Origin of the sequence: Aquibaculum arenosum (genome assembly GCF_029222965.1) — a bacterium.
In the GTDB taxonomy this organism is placed as follows: domain Bacteria; phylum Pseudomonadota; class Alphaproteobacteria; order Kiloniellales; family DSM-21159; genus Aquibaculum; species Aquibaculum arenosum.
Window position 1 is genome coordinate 160,556 of sequence record NZ_JARHUD010000004.1, and the last position, 16,107, is coordinate 176,662.

At 64.7% G+C, this 16,107-nt stretch carries 20 protein-coding genes; 12 read left to right on the forward strand and 8 right to left on the reverse strand.

Annotated features, from left to right (window positions below; all coding sequences use genetic code 11):
• The first annotated feature begins 192 nt into the window (after nt 1–192).
• Nucleotides 193–1,806 (forward strand): phosphoenolpyruvate carboxykinase, encoded by a 1,614-nt coding sequence (locus P2G67_RS07920; protein ID WP_275821793.1) that lies wholly within the window; start codon nt 193–195, stop codon nt 1,804–1,806.
• A gap of 75 nt (nt 1,807–1,881) precedes the next feature.
• Here the strand turns inward: P2G67_RS07920 and P2G67_RS07925 are convergent, their stop codons facing one another.
• Nucleotides 1,882–2,646 carry a creatininase family protein gene (locus P2G67_RS07925; RefSeq protein WP_275821795.1) on the reverse strand — a complete coding sequence of 255 codons (765 nt, stop codon included), beginning with the start codon at nt 2,644–2,646 and terminating at the stop codon, nt 1,882–1,884.
• A gap of 71 nt (nt 2,647–2,717) precedes the next feature.
• Here P2G67_RS07925 and P2G67_RS07930 point away from each other — a divergent pair, with 71 nt between their 5' ends.
• On the forward strand, nt 2,718–3,131 hold the full coding sequence (locus P2G67_RS07930) for an EVE domain-containing protein (protein WP_275821798.1): 414 nt from the start codon (nt 2,718–2,720) through the stop codon (nt 3,129–3,131).
• A 24-nt stretch (nt 3,132–3,155) separates the two neighbouring features.
• On the opposite strand, the gene hemF is transcribed toward P2G67_RS07930, so the two are convergent.
• Nucleotides 3,156–4,037, reverse strand: a complete 882-nt coding sequence (gene hemF, locus P2G67_RS07935; RefSeq protein WP_275821800.1) for an oxygen-dependent coproporphyrinogen oxidase — start codon at nt 4,035–4,037, stop codon at nt 3,156–3,158.
• Nucleotides 4,034–4,495 (reverse strand): tRNA (cytidine(34)-2'-O)-methyltransferase, encoded by a 462-nt coding sequence (locus tag P2G67_RS07940; protein ID WP_275821802.1) that lies wholly within the window; start codon nt 4,493–4,495, stop codon nt 4,034–4,036. Before P2G67_RS07940 ends, hemF begins: the two co-directional genes overlap by 4 nt.
• 290 nt (nt 4,496–4,785) lie before the next feature.
• Between P2G67_RS07940 and petA the strand changes: the two genes are divergently transcribed.
• From petA to arsH, 5 genes are all read left to right on the forward strand, one after another.
• The gene (gene petA / locus P2G67_RS07945) at nt 4,786–5,334 is read left to right on the forward strand and encodes a ubiquinol-cytochrome c reductase iron-sulfur subunit (RefSeq protein ID WP_275821804.1); all 549 of its coding nucleotides are present in this window, start codon (nt 4,786–4,788) and stop codon (nt 5,332–5,334) included.
• A gap of 13 nt (nt 5,335–5,347) precedes the next feature.
• Nucleotides 5,348–6,628: a cytochrome b gene (locus P2G67_RS07950; protein WP_275821806.1), complete on the forward strand. Its 1,281-nt coding sequence runs from the start codon at nt 5,348–5,350 to the stop codon at nt 6,626–6,628.
• Nucleotides 6,629–6,631: 3 nt separating this feature from the next.
• Nucleotides 6,632–7,396: a cytochrome c1 gene (locus tag P2G67_RS07955; RefSeq protein ID WP_275821808.1), complete on the forward strand. Its 765-nt coding sequence runs from the start codon at nt 6,632–6,634 to the stop codon at nt 7,394–7,396.
• A 98-nt stretch (nt 7,397–7,494) separates the two neighbouring features.
• Nucleotides 7,495–7,848, forward strand: coding sequence for a tRNA-binding protein (locus tag P2G67_RS07960; RefSeq protein ID WP_275821810.1), 354 nt, complete (start codon nt 7,495–7,497; stop codon nt 7,846–7,848).
• Nucleotides 7,849–8,058: 210 nt separating this feature from the next.
• On the forward strand, nt 8,059–8,787 hold the full coding sequence (arsH, locus tag P2G67_RS07965) for an arsenical resistance protein ArsH (protein WP_275821812.1): 729 nt from the start codon (nt 8,059–8,061) through the stop codon (nt 8,785–8,787).
• A gap of 117 nt (nt 8,788–8,904) precedes the next feature.
• On the opposite strand, the gene P2G67_RS07970 is transcribed toward arsH, so the two are convergent.
• Nucleotides 8,905–9,399 (reverse strand): GreA/GreB family elongation factor, encoded by a 495-nt coding sequence (locus tag P2G67_RS07970; RefSeq protein WP_275821815.1) that lies wholly within the window; start codon nt 9,397–9,399, stop codon nt 8,905–8,907.
• A 27-nt stretch (nt 9,400–9,426) separates the two neighbouring features.
• Nucleotides 9,427–10,341, reverse strand: coding sequence for a branched-chain amino acid aminotransferase (locus P2G67_RS07975; RefSeq protein ID WP_275822194.1), 915 nt, complete (start codon nt 10,339–10,341; stop codon nt 9,427–9,429).
• Nucleotides 10,342–10,539: 198 nt separating this feature from the next.
• Between P2G67_RS07975 and P2G67_RS07980 the strand changes: the two genes are divergently transcribed.
• From P2G67_RS07980 to P2G67_RS08000, 5 genes are all read left to right on the forward strand, one after another.
• A complete protein-coding gene (locus P2G67_RS07980; protein WP_275821816.1) occupies nt 10,540–11,046 on the forward strand; it encodes a MarR family winged helix-turn-helix transcriptional regulator in 507 nt (168 codons plus the stop codon).
• A gap of 25 nt (nt 11,047–11,071) precedes the next feature.
• On the forward strand, nt 11,072–11,782 hold the full coding sequence (locus tag P2G67_RS07985) for a response regulator (protein WP_437124250.1): 711 nt from the start codon (nt 11,072–11,074) through the stop codon (nt 11,780–11,782).
• 11 nt (nt 11,783–11,793) lie between these two features.
• On the forward strand, nt 11,794–13,203 hold the full coding sequence (locus tag P2G67_RS07990) for an ATP-binding protein (RefSeq protein WP_275821819.1): 1,410 nt from the start codon (nt 11,794–11,796) through the stop codon (nt 13,201–13,203).
• A gap of 183 nt (nt 13,204–13,386) precedes the next feature.
• Nucleotides 13,387–13,983: a class I SAM-dependent methyltransferase gene (locus P2G67_RS07995; protein ID WP_275821821.1), complete on the forward strand. Its 597-nt coding sequence runs from the start codon at nt 13,387–13,389 to the stop codon at nt 13,981–13,983.
• A gap of 147 nt (nt 13,984–14,130) precedes the next feature.
• Nucleotides 14,131–14,589 (forward strand): GNAT family N-acetyltransferase, encoded by a 459-nt coding sequence (locus tag P2G67_RS08000; RefSeq protein ID WP_275821823.1) that lies wholly within the window; start codon nt 14,131–14,133, stop codon nt 14,587–14,589.
• 39 nt (nt 14,590–14,628) lie between these two features.
• Here P2G67_RS08000 and P2G67_RS08005 read toward each other — a convergent pair whose 3' ends face one another.
• From P2G67_RS08005 to moaD, 3 genes are all read right to left on the reverse strand, one after another.
• A complete protein-coding gene (locus P2G67_RS08005; RefSeq protein ID WP_275821825.1) occupies nt 14,629–15,297 on the reverse strand; it encodes a hypothetical protein in 669 nt (222 codons plus the stop codon).
• A 96-nt stretch (nt 15,298–15,393) separates the two neighbouring features.
• On the reverse strand, nt 15,394–15,846 hold the full coding sequence (locus tag P2G67_RS08010) for a molybdenum cofactor biosynthesis protein MoaE (protein ID WP_275821827.1): 453 nt from the start codon (nt 15,844–15,846) through the stop codon (nt 15,394–15,396).
• Nucleotides 15,847–15,850: 4 nt separating this feature from the next.
• Nucleotides 15,851–16,102: a molybdopterin converting factor subunit 1 gene (gene moaD, locus P2G67_RS08015; protein WP_275821829.1), complete on the reverse strand. Its 252-nt coding sequence runs from the start codon at nt 16,100–16,102 to the stop codon at nt 15,851–15,853.
• Between the last annotated feature and the right edge of the window lie 5 nt (nt 16,103–16,107).

The window sequence follows — 16,107 nt, forward strand, 5'->3', positions numbered from 1 at the left end:
GCCGAAAACGCGCGCCCGCAGGGCGATCCGAGCCAGCGGCAGCGCCGAGCAGGAACGCCGGTGCGGGGGCGGGTGAAACACTTGCGAGAGTCGCTCGTTTCCCCTGTGACAGCCCAACTCTTGCCATTTGCACCGCGGCCCACTAACCACAATCTCGGAGAGGTTCACGAAACAAGGAAACGGAGACGCATCGTGGATAACACCGGCCCGGTCGTCAGCAGCCACGGACTGGATACCATCGGACTGTATAATCTCGGCAAGGCGCATTGGAACCTGCCCGCACCGCTGCTCTACGAAGCGGCATTGCGGCGCAATGAAGGGCTCGTTGCTTCCGGCGGCGCTTTCGTTGCTTACACCGGTCAGCATACCGGCCGTTCTCCGAACGACAAGTTCATCGTCGAGGAACCCTCTTCCCAGGCAGATATTTGGTGGGGCAACGTCAACCGCCCCATGTCGCCTGAAGCCTTTGACGGGCTGCTGCGCAAGGCGCGGGCCTATCTGCAGAACCGCGAAGCCTTCGTTCAGGACCTCTGGGCCGGCGCCGACCCCGAGCATCGCCTCAATGTGCGGGTGATCACCGAGAATGCCTGGCACAATCTCTTCGCCCGCAACATGTTCATCCGCCCGCCGGCCGAGGCCCTGCAGTCCTTTGAGCCGGAATTCACCGTGCTGCAGCTTCCGGGGCTGCAGGCCGACCCGGAGGTGGACGGCACGAACAGCGAGTGCTTCGTGCTGGTCAACTTCGCCCAGCGCTTGGTCCTGATTGGCGGCACCTGGTACGCCGGCGAGATCAAGAAGTCGATCTTCTCCGTCCTGAACTACTTGCTGCCGGCGCGCGATGTGCTGCCGATGCACTGTTCGGCGAATGTCGGGCCCAAGGGCGATACCGCAATTTTCTTCGGGCTCTCCGGGACCGGCAAGACCACGCTTTCGGCCGATCCCTCGCGCAACTTGATCGGCGATGATGAGCACGGCTGGACCAACAGCGGGGTCTTCAATTTTGAGGGCGGCTGCTACGCCAAGGTGATCAAGCTCTCCGCCGAAGCGGAGCCCGAGATCTGGGCCACGACCCGGCGCTTCGGCACCATCTTGGAGAATGTGGCCCTCGATCCGGCCACCCGTGAACTGGATCTCGATGATGGCCGTTTCACCGAGAACACCCGCGCCTCCTATCCACTCGACTTCATTCCCAACATTGTGCCAGAGGGCGTGGGCGGTCTGCCGCAGAACATCGTGATGCTGACCGCTGATGCCTTCGGTGTGCTGCCGCCGATCAGCGAGTTGAGCCCCGAGCAGGCCATGTACCACTTCCTTTCCGGTTACACGGCACGGGTTGCCGGCACGGAAAAGGGACTGGGAAATGAGCCGCAGGCCACCTTCTCCACCTGCTTCGGCGGGCCCTTCATGCCGCGCCACCCCAGTGTCTATGCCCGCATGCTGGGAGAAAAGATGGCCAAGACCGGTGCGCGCTGCTGGCTGGTGAACACCGGCTGGACCGGCGGCCAGTACGGCGTGGGACAGCGCATGTCGATCCGCCACACCCGGGCCATGCTGCGCGCGGCCCTGGATGGAAGCCTGGCCGGCGTGGAAAGCGTGGTCCATCCGCAGTTCGGTCTGCGTGTGCCAACCGCCTGCCCCGAAGTGCCGGCGGAGGTGCTCGACCCCCGGCGCACCTGGCAGGATGCCGCGGCCTACGATTCCACGGCGCACGAGCTCACCAAGCGCTTCGAGCAGAACTTCAAGCAGTTCGAGGCCTATGTGGACGACCCCGTAAAGGCGGCTGGCATCTACGCCAAGGCTGCCTGAGGCAACGACCGGATCGCGTTCGATCTGAACCACAGGGTTCCAGATCGAACGCGTGAATCCGCTCTGAGCACCAAGTCAATCCTCTGCTGCAAAGCGTTTCCAGACCTCGCTGAGTTCGGTCACGGCTGTTTCGTACAGCCGTGCGCCGGCCTCGGCGCTCGCCTTGCGAGGGTCTGAGCCGATTCGCCCGTCCGGAAAACGGCGGCGGTAGTCGTCGGCGTCGCGGATCGGACCGTTGGGCGCGCGCCCCGGCGTCAGCGCGTCGCCGGCCGCCGCGAGTCGCTGCCCGGCTTCCGGAAAGGCGTGATAGGTGAGGGACACCTCGGAGCAGGTGGCGTGGCTGCCTTCGTCGGCGCCGAAGACCTCGCTCGAGAGCCGCTTGACGCCGGGCACGTCCCACCAATTGTGCAGGCGGCAGCGAAGCGGCGGCCGATTGCCCGATGCGGTGCCCAGGCTGGATTCCGCATAGACTTCTGAAAAGGCGGCCGTGACGCTGGCAATGTTACCGCCGTGGCCGTTCAGGAAGAAGAAGCGGTCGAAGCCGTGGCGCGCCAGGGAGTTGACCACGTCCTGCACCACGGCGATCAGCGTGGTCGGCCGCAGGGTGATCGATCCTGGAAAGCCGAGATGATGTTGGGCCATGCCGATCGACAAGGTCGGCGCGATCAGCGCGCCGCAGCGCTCGCCGATGCCCTCCGCCAGCACCTCGGGACAAAGCGCATCGGTGCCGAGGAAGCCGGTGGGGCCGTGCTGCTCGGTGGAGCCGATGGGGATGATGATGGCGGTCGAGCGCTTGAGATAGGCCTCGATGTCCGGCCAGGCGCAGTGCTGCAGCTTCATGATGGCTCCTTTCCGGTGTGGCGGTGCGGTGGGGCTTTTGCTATGGGGCCTCAACCGCTGTGGAGGAAAGCATGGCCTACTGGCTGATGAAAAGCGAACCGGGAACCTGGTCCTGGGACGATCAGGTGCGCGAGCACCGGACCCATTGGGACGGCGTGCGCAACTACCAGGCTTCGAACAACATGAAGGCCATGAAGGTGGGGGACCTCGCCTTCTTCTATCACTCGGTCAATGAGAAGCGGATCGTCGGCATCGTGCGGGTGGTGAAGGAGTACTATCCCGACGACAGCGACCCCCGTGGGCGCTTCGGCATGGTGGACGTGGAAGCCGTGAAGCCCGTCGAGCGACCGGTGACCCTCGCCGAGATCAAGGCCGAACCGCGCCTGGCCGATCTGGCATTGGTGCGCCAGTCGCGCCTGTCCGTCGTTCCGGTTTCCGACGAGCACTGGCGCCTGATCTGCGCCATGGCGGAAACTGAAGCCTGAGCTTGCCGGCCGGACGGGCTTGGATCAGGGCCAGGCGGCCAGCGGGGGCAGGGACATGAGAATGGCTTCGACGTTGCCGCCGGTCTCCAGGCCGAATCGGGTGCCGCGGTCGTAGAGCAGGTTGAACTCGACATAGCGCCCGCGGCGGAACAGCTGGTGCTGGCGCTGCTCCTCGCTCCAGGGGCGGTGCATGTGACGGCGCACCAGCTTCGGATAGACCTCGAGGAAGGCGCGGCCGACGTCCTGGGTGAAGGCGAAATCCCGCTCCCAATCGCTTTCCAGATAGTCATAGAAGATGCCGCCGACTCCGCGGGCTTCGCCGCGATGGCGGATCATGAAGTAGTCGTCGCACCAGGCCTTGAAGCGCGGGTAGTGCTCGGGATCATGCCGGTCGCAGGCGCTGCGGAAGGCGTTGTGGAAGTCGGCGGTGTCCTGCTCGTCCGGGTACATGGGGTTGAGATCCGCGCCGCCGCCGAACCAGGCTTTGCTGGTGACGATGTGCCGCGTGTTCATGTGCACCGCCGGCACCAGCGGGCTCTGCATGTGGGCCACCAGGGAGATGCCAGACGCCCAGAAGCGCGGATCGGCTTCGGCGCCGGGGATCTTCTTCGCGAAGTCCGGCGAAAAGCGGCCCTCCACCGTGGAGATATTGACCCCCACCTTCTCGAAGACGCGGCCGTGCATGAGGCTCATGACGCCGCCACCGCCCGGCGCGCCGTCATGATCCTTGCGCTCCCAGCTCTTGCGCTCGAATCGCCCCGGTTCCTTCTCGGCCAGCGGTGCGCCCGGGACCGTGCTCAGCTCGTCCTCGAGTTCCTCGAAGGCGGCGCAGATCTGGTTGCGCAGTTCCTCGAACCAGGCTGCCGCCTGCGTCTTGCGGGCCTCGATGCTGTCTCTATCGCTCATTGCGGCTCCTGTTGCGGAAATCCAGCCGTCTGGCGGAGCGCCTCGCCAAGCACCATGGCGCCCGCCACGGCGACATTGAGGGAGCGAAAGCCCGGAGACAAGGGGATCACCAGTCGGGCGTCGGCGGCGGCGTGGACCGACTCGGGGGCGCCAGCGCTCTCTCGACCGAGCAGCAGTATGTCGTCCGCCCGGTAGGCGAAGTCGGTATAGGATGTGGTGCCGGCGGTGGTCAGCAGAACAAGCCGCTGTGCCCGCGCGTTGAGAAAGGCATCCCAGGAGGAATGGCGGGTGACAGAGGCCAGCACAGCATAGTCGAGGCCGGCGCGGCGCAGGCGCTTGTCGTCCCAGAGAAAGCCGAACGGCTCGATGAGGTCGACAGGCACGGCCAGGCAGGCGGCGAGGCGCAGGAGCGTGCCGCAGTTCTGGGGAATGTCCGGTTGATAAAGGGCAAGGCGCATGGTGGTTCTCGGCATTCCTGCGTCGGAGGGGTGGTGGAATTGGGGACTTGCGACCACGCCTGGGCGAATTCGGCGCGCAACCGGACCGGCCGGCCTTTACTTCACGGCGGAATTTCCTCTATATGCACCGCGTCACGCAAGGCGAGCGAGCTGCGCGGCTGCTGGCTTGCGCCATGACGAGGCCGGTGTTCGCGAGCAGGACGGCAGGGGACCCACGCGCGGTGCATGGGCGGCCGGCATCACGGGCACAAGCTTCGCGTTGCGTCAACGACGAGGGGACTTGGAATCCAATGGCAGACAGTGCGCATGCCGGACACGGCGGCGAAGGAGAGACCCGCCGCGATTTCCTCTACCTGGCAACCGGCGCGATGGGCGCGGTGGGTGTCGCTGCGGTGGCCTGGCCGCTGATCGACACCCTCAATCCCTCCGCCGACGTCTTGGCCCTGGCGACCACGGAAGTGGACGTCAGCCAGATCCAGGAAGGGCAGGCAATCACCGTGACCTGGCGCGGCAAGCCGGTGTTCATACGGCACCGGACGGCCGATGAGATCGAGGAAGCCGAAAGCGTGCCGCTGTCGGACTTGATGGACCCGGAAACCGATGAGGCTCGGGTGGTCAATCCCTCGTTCCTGGTGATGGTTGGCATCTGCACCCATCTTGGTTGCGTGCCGCTCGGCCAGCGTGCGGGTGATCCCAAGGGCGATTTCGGTGGCTGGTTCTGCCCTTGTCACGGGTCCCACTACGACACCTCGGGCCGGATTCGCCGAGGCCCGGCGCCTCGGAACCTGGATGTGCCGGAATACGACTTCCGCGACGACACCACGATCGTGATCGGCTGAGGGGGCGCGAGGGATGAGCGGTTTGAAAACGAACAACAGAGCGGTCAAGTGGCTGGACAGCCGGCTGCCGATTGTCTCGACCATGAATCACCATCTGGTCGACTATCCGGCGCCGCGTAACCTGAACTACCTGTGGAACTTCGGTTCCCTGGCCGGCATCGTGCTGGTGGTGATGATCGTCACCGGCATTCTGCTGGCGATGCAGTACACGCCGCACGTGGATCACGCCTTCGATTCGGTCGAGCGAATCATGCGCGACGTCAACTACGGTTGGCTGGTGCGCTACATCCACATGAACGGCGCGTCCTTCTTCTTCATCGTGGTCTACGCCCACATGCTGCGGGGGCTCTACTACGGCTCCTACAAGGCGCCACGTGAGGTGCTTTGGGGACTTGGCGTCATCATCCTGCTGCTGATGATGGCCACCGCTTTTATGGGCTACGTGCTGCCTTGGGGCCAGATGTCCTTCTGGGGCGCCACGGTGATCACCAACCTCTTCTCGGCCATTCCCTGGGGCATCGGCGATGCGCTGGTAACCTGGCTGTGGGGCGGCTTCTCGGTGGACAACCCGACGCTCAATCGCTTCTTCGCGCTGCACTACCTGCTGCCCTTCGTGATCGTCGCCGTGGTCTTCCTGCATCTCTGGGCGCTGCACGCCTTCGGGTCCAACAACCCGCTGGGCATCGATGCCAAGGGCCCGCAGGACAAGATCCCGTTCCACCCCTACTACACCGTGAAGGACATGTTCGGCCTGGGCGTGTTCCTGATCATCTTCGCGGCCTTCGTGTTCTACGCCCCGAACTACATGGGCCACCCGGACAACTACATCGAGGCCAACCCGCTGGTGACCCCGGCGCACATCGTGCCCGAGTGGTACTTCCTGCCCTTCTACGCGATGCTGCGGGCCATCACCTTCGACATCTCCATCCCCTTCACTGGGATCGTGCTGATCGAGGCCAAGCTGGGCGGCGTGTTGGTGATGTTCGGCTCCATCATCCTGCTCTTCTTCCTGCCCTGGCTGGACTCCTCGCCGGTGCGCTCGGCGCGCTTCCGCCCGCTCTACAAGCAGTTCTTCTGGCTGCTGGTGATCGCGGCTGTGGTGCTGGGCTACGTCGGGGCCATGCCGCCGGAGCAGCCCTGGGTGACGGTCGGCCAGATCGCCACGGCCTACTACTTCATCCATTTCCTGATCATCCTGCCCTTGCTCAGCAAGCTGGAGCGGCCGAAGCCGCTGCCCGCCTCAATTTCCGAGCCGGTGCTCAGGAGCGGTAACCAGTCGACGGAGAAGGCCTGACCCATGAAGAAGCTGGCAATCATCGCCGCGGCGGCCGCCTTCCTCGGCCTGGCCCAAGCGCCCACGGTCCAGGCGGCAGAGGAGGTGGAAATCCCCTCCCGTGACTGGTCCTTCGACGGCCTGTTCGGCACCTTCGACCGGGCCAAGCAGCAGCGCGGGCTGCAGGTCTATCGGGAGGTCTGTGCGGCCTGTCACGGACTGCGGCTCGTGTCCTTCCGCAATCTCGCCGACCTCGGCTATAACGAGGAGGAGATCCGGACGATTGCGGCCGATTATCAGGTCGAGGATGGTCCGGATGGTGACGGAGAGATGTTCATGCGCGACGGCTCGGCGTCGGATCGCTTCCCGCCGCCCTTCGCGAACGAGAACGCCGCCCGGGCCGCCAACGGTGGCGCCTACCCGCCCGATCTCTCGCTGATCACCAAGGCGCGCGCCGACGGCTCGAACTACCTCTATCATCTTTTGACCGGCTACCAGGATCCGCCGGCCGACGTGGAGATGATGGACGGCATGTACTACAACGCCTACTTCCCCGGTCATCAGATCGCCATGGCGCCGCCCTTGATGGAGGGTGTGGTCGACTATGCCGACGGCACGCCGGCCACGGTCTCGCAGATGGCGGAAGACGTAACCTACTTCCTCACCTGGGCGGCCGAGCCGCACATGGAAGCGCGCAAGATCATGGGCATGAAGGTTATCCTCTTCCTGCTCATCTTCACCGGTCTGCTCTATGCGGTGAAGCGCAAGATCTGGGCCGACTTGCACTAAGCGGTTGGTCGGAGAGTGAGTCAGCAGCAGGGGCCGTTCCGGATGGGGCGGCCCCTGTTCGCTTCTATATAGGGCGGTAAGTGAACGCGGGGGACAGCATGGGCGACGCAGCGGCGGCTGAAATCACCTTCGATGATTTTCTGAAGGTGGACATTCGGGTCGGCACGGTGGTGCGGACCGAGCCCTATCCCGAGGCCAGGCGCCCGGCGGTCAAGCTGTGGGTCGATTTCGGCCCGGAGATCGGTGAGCGCAAGACCTCGGCGCAGATCACGGAGAACTACGAGCCCGAGCAGCTGGTGGGGCGCCAGGTGGCGGCGGTGGTCAACTTCCCGCCCAAGCAGATCGGCAAGTTCCGCAGCGAGGTGCTGGTCCTGGGCTTTGCCGACACCGAAGGCAATGTGGTGCTGGTCCGCCCGGACAAGCCGGTGCCCGACGGCAGCCGGCTGCATTAACCCGGATCGCCACAAGGCTTCTGAATTAATGCGTCAATCCGGTCTGCTTTCAAAGTGGTAGGGCGTGAGGCGGACTCAACGGCCTCATTCACGGCCCGGTCCCTCTCCCTACCACGGCGACGAAAGCTAGCTTGATTCAACGGTTCGGCCTTAATATCTATAATTCTCGAATAATCGAAATTATGTCACGCTCTCAGCAGGACGTCTTCCATGCCCGAATCGGCCCATTCCTTGCTTACCTTCCCGAGTCTGCAGGAGGAGCATTTTCGCCCAATCGATCGCGAGGCGCTTTTCGAAGCGCCGGTTTCCCGGCACCCGCCGCGCATTCTCATGCTTTACGGGTCCTTGCGGGAAGTCTCCTATTCGCGGCTGGTAACCGAGGAAGCTGCGCGCATCCTCCGGCGCTTCGACGCGGACGTGCGCACCTTCAATCCGGCTGGCCTGCCGCTGCCGGATGGGGCTGATGCGGATCACCCCAAGGTCCAGGAACTGCGCAGCCTGTCTCTCTGGTCGGAGGGCCAGGTGTGGTGTTCGCCGGAGCGCCACGGCGCGATGACCGGCATCATGAAGGCGCAGATCGATTGGTTGCCGCTGGCGATGGGCGGGCTTCGTCCGACCCAGGGGCGCACCTTGGCGGTGATGCAGGTCTGCGGGGGCTCCCAGAGCTTCAACGCCGTCAACCAGCTGCGGGTGCTGGGACGGTGGATGCGCATGGTCACCATTCCGAATCAGTCCTCCGTTCCGCGCGCGTTTACGGAATTCGAGAACGGGCGGATGAAGGCTTCGCCCTATTACAATCGGATCGTCGATGTGATGGAGGAGCTGATGAAGTTCACCCTGCTCCTGCGTGACCGGAGCGCCTACCTGACCGAACGCTATTCGGAGCGGGTGGAGTCTGCGCAGGAGGTGGCGCAGCGTGTGAACCAAGGCAACCTGTGACGGGCTGCGCGATTCGCTCTGAACCAAGAGTGTAGAGCAGATTCACGACTCAAACCGGGTCGCTTCGCGAACCGGATTTGAGTCGATCTGGTCCAGAGTCGATCAGGCGCGCCAGGCTCAATCCCACTCGACGGCAAGAACTTCCAATTCGATATCACCGGCAGGGCGCTGCCAAGTGACCAGATCGCCTTTGCGGGCCTGCATCAGGGCCCGCCCCAGTGGGGAGCGCCAGGAGATGGCACCGGCCTTGGGGTCGGCTTCAACCTCGCCGACCAGCCGGTAGCGCTGCTCCTGCCCCTCGGCGTCCTCCACTGTGACCCAGGCGCCAAATGCGACCTCGTCGCCACCCTCTGGAGCAGGCGTTTGGGCGGCGGTCAGCAGGCTCTCCAGCCAGCGTTTCTCGCGCTGCAGGTGCTGGCGGGCGCTGTCTGCGGCCAGGGCCGTGTCCTCCGCAAGTGCGGCTTCCTCGGCCTCTGTCTCGGCAAGCTGAGCTTCCAGGCGCGCGCGGCCGGCGGCAGTGATCAGGATCGGCCGCGGCGGCAGGGGGCGCTCAAGCCCCTCGAACTCGCCGCGGGATTCCAGATCGTCTTCACGGACAAAGGCCCGGCTCATGACCGGCGCCTCGCATCGAGCGCCGTGTCAGGCCGCGCTGGTGGCAGGCGTCGCCGCCTTGCCCTGGACCAAGGCATCATAGTCATGCACCAGGTTAACCGTTATCTCACCCGGTGTGAAATGGTAGATCGCATCGGCCAGGGCAATCTCCCGAACGGGTGTTACCTCCACAGCCGTACCGGTTAGGAAGACCTCCTGAGTACGCCCGAATTCTTCCGGCATAATCGCCCGCTCGACGATCTCATAGCCGCGCTGGCGCGCCAGATCCATCACCGTGCGCCGGGTGATGCCATCCAGGAAGCAGTCCGGGGTGGGGGTGTGAATGACACCGTCCTGGACCAGGAAGATGTTGGCGCCCGTGGCCTCGGCGATCTGGCCGCGCCAATCCAGCATCAGTGCGTCGTTGAAGCCCTTGCCCTCGGCATCGTGCTTGGACAGCGTGCAGATCATGTAGAGCCCGGCGGCCTTGGAATGGACCGGCGCGGTGCGCGGGTCCGGGCGGCGGTACATCCCCTCGGTCATGCGGATGCCCTGCAGCCGGGCTTCCGGGCTGAAGTAGGCCGGCCATTCCCAGGCCGCTATCGCCAGGTGGATCTTGTTGTGCTGGGCCGACACACCCATCATCTCGGCACCGCGCCAGGCGATGGGGCGCACATAGCCGTCGACGATGCCGTTGGCCTTGAGGACCTCTTCGGAGGCCGCGTCGATCTCGGCGGCGCTCCAGGGAATCTCGAAGCCCATCAGCTCCGCCGAGGCATGCAGCCGCTCATGATGCTCGCGCATCTTGAAGATGCGGCCGCCATAGCAGCGTTCGCCTTCGAACACGGCACTAGCATAGTGCAGACCATGGGTAAGCACATGCAATTTTGCATCGCGCCAGGGCACGAGCGCGCCGTCGAGCCAGATCGAACCATCACGGTCATCAAAAGGAAGCATGGAAATCGCGGGTCCTCAGGCCCTATAAGAGTTGTGTACGCCGACCCGCCTTACGCCGGGTACAGGGTCCGAGCGTCGTTACACGCGCTCGGCCTTCGGCTGTCAAGGGCGACCAGGTGCATCATTACCAGGGAATCGCTGACTTTGTTACATTCTGACCGTCCGCTGCGATCATCTGTAACAACCTTAGTGAACTAAGTCAACATGACTGACATAAAAGCCCAGGTGAATCCGCTCTTCCTGCGCGAGGAGGAACTGCGTCAGGGCATCGAGCTGCTCTTCTTCTCCTACCGCGATTTCACCGGGGAGGCGGACCGCATCCTGGCTGATAAGGCCTTCGGGCGGGCGCATCACCGCGTGATCTACTTTGTGGGCCGTCATCCGGGGATGGCGGTGACCCAGTTGCTGGGGATCCTCAAGATCACCAAGCAGAGCTTGTCGCGCGTCCTCGGCCAGCTGGTGGAGGAAGGCTATGTGCGCCAAACTCCGGGTGAGCGGGACCGGCGTCAGCGCCTGCTGGAGCTGACCGAGAAGGGGCGGGCCCTGGAACGGCAGTTGAGCGCCGCCCAGATGGAGATGGTGGCGCGCGCCTATCGGGCCGCCGGGGCCGAGGCGGTCGAAGGCTTCCGCACCGTGCTGCTCGGCTTGATCAACGAGGAGGACCGCAAGCGTTTCCTGGAGCGGGAGACGGCGGGCGGAGCCAAGCGATGACGGAGCGGGGCGTGATGGAAGGGCATTGGGTTTGACGGCGCTGCAGCCGGGCGAGGAACGGCCGCATATCCTGGTCGTGGATGATGACACGCGCCTGCGCGAGCTGTTGAAGCGTTTTCTCACCGACCAGGGGCTGCGGGTCACCACGGCGGGGGATGCCGCCGAAGCGCGGCGCACGCTGGCCGGAGTGGAGTTCGATCTCATCGTCCTGGATATCATGATGCCCGGCGAGGACGGGCTGGAGCTGACGCGCTGGCTGCGGCAGGAGCGCCGGGCGCCGGTGCTGCTGCTGACTGCCATGGACGAGGTGGACAGCCGCATCGCCGGGCTGGAGAGCGGCGCCGACGACTATCTGGCCAAACCCTTCGAGCCGCGCGAGCTGATCCTGCGCATCCAGGCCATCCTGCGCCGCGCCGCCGCCGGTGCAGGCGAGCCTGGCAACCAGCGCGTCTTCTTCGGCGAGTTTGTCTTCGACCTCGCGCGCACGGAGCTGCGGCGTGGCGAGGCTTTGGTGCATCTGACCGCAGTTGAAGCGCAGTTGCTTAGTGCACTGGCGCGCAATCCCGGCGTGCCAGTGGCCCGAGAGGACCTGGCGGCGGTCAGTCCGGACATAGGCAATCAGCGCAGCATCGACGTGCAGATGACGCGCCTGCGCCGCAAGATCGAGCGCGATCCCAAGATGCCGCGTTATCTCCTAACCGTGCGCGGCACGGGTTACGTGCTTGAGCCTGACTGAGGAGTCTCGCGGTGGCAGAGGCCGTTTCGCCGAGTGAGGAAGAGCGCCAGGCTTCGGATGAGCGCTATGCTCCTTCGCCCGAGGCCCGCCTGCGGCGCCGGCGGCGACTGCGGCTGAAGCGCCTAGTGCCCCAGACCCTGCTGGCGCGCTCGCTGCTCATTATCATCCTGCCCCTGGTCATCCTGCAGGGCATCTCCACCTGGGCCTTCTATGATCGGCACTATGAGAACATCACCCGCCGGCTCAGCCAGGCGGTGGCGGGCGAGATTGCCGCAGTTTCGGCCGTGCTGGAGGCAGAGGAGATGCCGGTCACGCGCGACCAGATCATCGGTCTCGCTCGCGACCACCTGTCAATCTCCATCGGCTTGCTGCCACCTGGCAGCATCGAGGAGTATGAACCTCCCTTCTGGCCATCGCTGATTCACGACCGGTTGGGGCGGGCGCTGCGCGAGCAGCTCTGGCATGAGTTCTCCATCGACACGCACAGCTATTCAGACCATGTCGAGGTTCGCGTCGATCTGGAGGACAGGGGCGTGCTGCGGGTCATGGTGGACCGCAGCCGGCTGTTCAGTTCGACGATCTACATCTTCCTCTGGTGGATGTTCGGCAGTTCCCTGGTGCTCTCGGCCATTGCCACGATCTTCATGCGCAACCAGGTTCGTCCGATTCGTCGTCTGGCGAAGGCGGCGGACGCCTTCGGCCGCGGCCAGGACGTGGGCGACTTCCGGCCGGCCGGGGCGTCCGAGGTGCGGCGGGCGGGGCGCGCCTTTCTGGTGATGCGCGACCGGCTGCGCCGTCAGGTGCAACAGCGCACGGAGATGCTGGCCGGCGTCAGTCACGACCTGCGCACGCCGCTGACCCGCATGAAGCTGGAACTGGCGATGCTGCCCCCGTCGCCGGAAATCGACAGCCTGCAGGCCGACATCACGCAGATGGAGCGCATGGTCGAAGGCTACCTTGCCTTCGCCCGAGGCGAGGGCAGCGAGCTGGCACGCGAGATTGACGTGGCGGAGCTACTGCGCGACTGCGTGGCCGAGGCGCGGCGGGCCGGGGCGGGCGTCGACCTCCACCTGGAGAGCGCGCTGGTCTCGGTGGTGCGGCCTGAGGCCCTGCATCGGGCGCTTGCCAACCTGCTGGCCAATGCCGCGCGCTATGGCGAACGTGTCGGCGTCACTGCGCATCGACGGAACAAGGGCATCGAGATTCTCATTGACGACGACGGGCCCGGTATTCCTGAAGAACAGCGCGAGGCGGTCTTCCGGCCCTTTGTCCGCCTGGAGCGTTCACGGAACTTTGATACCGGCGGCACCGGGCTAGGATTGACCATTGCGCGTGATATGATACGTGGACAAGGGGGAGAACTGTCTCTAAATGACGCGCCCGGGGGCGGTCTACGAGCGCGTTTGTGGATACCGGCTTGATTCTGTTCCGCTTGCTCGGGTCTCCGCAGCCTTGATGCTCGGACCTGGCGCGCGCGAGCAGATCGCGTTAAGCGGGTGCACGACGTGAGTCGATTTGATGCGTGAATCTGCTCTAGATCTTTGAAGTTATAGCAACGCCGACTATTTGAGATAGCTGACTGCGCAGGGAGCGCCGGCGAGTTCATGGCAAATCCGAACAGCCTTTTCTTTCAGCTCTGGCTCGAGCACCCCCTGTCCATCGCATCGGTCGTTCCGAGCAGCCATGCCCTGGCGCGGGCGCTGGCTGCGCCGGTGCCGCTGGATGATCCCGAGGCCTGGGTCGTGGAACTGGGGCCGGGTACCGGTGTGGTCACCCGCGCGCTGCTCAAGCGCGGCCTGCGCCCCGACCGCCTGCTGGCGATCGAGCGGGAACCGCAGTTGGCAGAGCTCTTGGCCAAAGACCTGCCCGAAGGCGTTGAGATCCTGACCGATGATGCCCTGCACCTGGGCTCTCTGCTGCGGGCGCGGGGCATCCAACGCGTGTCAGCCATCGTCTCCGGCATCCCGCTTGTGGCGATTCCGGCCGATGAGCAGGGGTTGTTGCTCAATCAGGCAGCGGAGCTGCTGGAACCCGGGGCGCCCTTTTTGCAGTTCACCTATGGTCCGGTGGCGCCGGCCCGGCGTTCGCTGCTGCAAAGGGCCGGCCTCGTCGCCCGGCGTGAGCGCTTCGTGCCCCTGAATTTTCCGCCCGCGTCGGTTTGGAGCTTCAGGCGTGAGGCAGGTTCACCCTCGCGCGAGTAGCGGCGCGACAGCAAGGCCTGGCATCACGTTGCGCCGCAGAATGAGCAATGGCTGTCTCCTGGGGTGCATCCCGTACCGCACGCCGCCGAGCGGAATCTTGGTACCATGATCGATATCAGGCCAGCGGAGCATAGGGACGCCGCTGCTTTGCCGGACGTCGAGCGCAGTTCCGGGGCGATCTTTCGCGAATGGCCGGGACTGGAGTGGATTGCCGACGACGCTGTTCAATCGACCCAACAGCACCATGATTTGATTGCCTCAGGTGTCGCCCTGGTCGCCGAGATGCCAGGGCGCGGTGTCGTCGGATTTGTGAACGGGGAGTTCGCCGCGGATGCCCTGCACCTATGGCAGGTGGCCGTCCACCATGACTACCAGCGGCGAGGGATCGGGCGGCGGCTTATCGAGGCGGCAAAGCGCCGCGCGCGCCAACGCGGCCTTGCAGCGCTCACCTTGACGACATTCCGGCAAGTGCCGTGGAACGCACCATACTATGAACGCCTGGGGTTCAGGGTGCGTGAGGCTGACGCCCTGAACCCACGGCTGAAGGCTATTCTGGAGCGTGAAGCGCAAGCCGGACACCGCTGCGCCATGGTGCTGACTCTTTAGGCCGAGCCGAGAGACGATTCCGCTTGAGGGCGATCCCTGTTAATTGCCCAACAGCCGTTTGAGCAGGCCTGGGGAGTCCAGGGCAAAACGCACTTCAAACAGGCGGTCCTTGAAGCCTTCATCCAGGAGGCTGGCCATCGGTACAGAGTAGCTGGCTGTCTTGCCGTCTTCCGAAAGCTGCCCGTTCGTCTCGAGGATCTCCGGCGCAGAGACGGACCAGTCCAGCGATCGTCCGGCAAAGGCAGCCACCATCATCGGCTTCATCTCTTCCATCATCGGATCATCGGCGCCGGCTTCCATCGGGCTGCTTTCGAAGTGCACGGAGAAGACGTAGTCGCTGTCCTCGCGCCGGAGCGCGATCGTCGGCGCCTCTCCCATCTCGCCGTCGGCCCCGGTCGGGCCCTGATCCAGTTCGATCCACTCCGCAAGGCGGTCAATCGGGCCCGAAGCCGTGACGGTGCAGACCTCCATGCTGCCTTCGGCAAAGCTCTCCTGCTCAACCGAAACGCCGTCTACCGCTGGAACCTCCTCGGGTGAGCAGAAGTCTCCATCATCTTCGGACATCTGCACCACGCTGGCTTCCATTGCGATGCGTGTGCGGAATGTGGCGGAGCCATCCTCATCCACGGTCAGGTCCTGGTCCGCCTCGAAGCAGCCCGCCAACAGGCAGCATGCTGCAGCCACCCCGATTACCCGGCTCACTTTCACTGATTGCTCCCAGCGCTGTGATGTCTACTGAAACGAGACTCAGCTATAAGCGACAGGGGCTGGGACGCAAGGCCGAAAGGCAGCAGGATCCGCGCTTCATTGCCAGCGGCCGGCTGCTTCCTCGTCACTCTCGCGGGCCTCCACCCAGGTGCCGGTGCCCTTGCTGTCCTCTTCCAGCTTCCAGAAGGGCGCTTGGGTCTTGAGCCAGTCGATCAGGAAGCGGCAGGCATCGAAGGCGGCGTCGCGGTGCGGGCTGGCGGCCGCGACCAAAACGATGCGCTCGCCCGGCTCAAGCCGGCCGTGGCGATGGATGATCAGGCTGGCCTCCAAGGGCCAGCGCTCCTTCGCTTCCGCCTCGATACGCTCCAGCATCTTTTCGGTCATGCCGGGATAGTGTTCGAGCGTCATCGCCGAGAGCTGGCGGTTCTCCGCCATTTCGCGCACGAGACCGACGAAGACGGCCAGGCCGCCCACGGCGGTGTTCCCGGCAGTCAGAGCCGCGATCTCTGCGCCGGGGTCAAAGTCCTCGCGCTGTACGCGTACGGCCATGGCTTCAGCCTCCGGTGACCGGTGGGAAAAGCGCCACCTCGTCGCCATCCTTCACCGGATCGTCCGCCCGGGCGTACTCCTGATTGACCGCAACGCGGATGGTCTTGCGGTTGGCCAGCGCCTCGGCGTAGCCCTCGCCGCGTCCGGCCAACCAGTCCAGCAGTTCGCTGACCTTGGTCACCTCGCCGGGAAGCTCGACCTCTTCCTCGGTGACGCCGGTCTTCTGTTTCAACCAGGCAAAATAGAGCAGACGCACTTTAC